Origin of the sequence: Halioglobus sp. HI00S01 (assembly GCF_001635445.1) — a bacterium.
In the GTDB taxonomy this organism is placed as follows: Bacteria; Pseudomonadota; Gammaproteobacteria; order Pseudomonadales; family Halieaceae; genus Halioglobus; species Halioglobus japonicus.
The window spans coordinates 1-248 of the sequence record NZ_LWEE01000236.1 but is presented as its reverse complement, the minus strand read 5'-3'; the positions used below and the strand labels follow the sequence as shown (position 1 = coordinate 248).

Below are 248 nucleotides of genomic sequence, written 5' to 3'. Positions count from 1 at the left end.
CCGAAAGCCGGTGCTGTAGAGAGTCAGATCAAACCAGATTCTGCCATGGAGTGGGTGCCATCGGTGCCAACGATAATGTGGTCGAGAACCCGCAGGTCGACCAGCGCCAGGGCATCCTTGAGGCGGGAAGTGATCCGCTTATCTGCTTCACTGGGTTCAGGAACGCCCGAAGGGTGGTTGTGGGTGAGTATCAGAGCCGCAGCATTCAGTTCCAGGGCACGTCTGACAACGACCCTGGGGTAGACAGC

General features: G+C 58.5%; 1 protein-coding gene. It reads right to left on the bottom strand.

What is annotated here, in order from left to right:
* Positions 1-23: 23 nt before the first annotated feature.
* Positions 24-248, bottom strand: a 225-nt coding sequence (locus tag A3709_RS17355) for a JAB domain-containing protein (RefSeq protein ID WP_304438778.1), incomplete at its 5' end; no start/stop codon positions are given.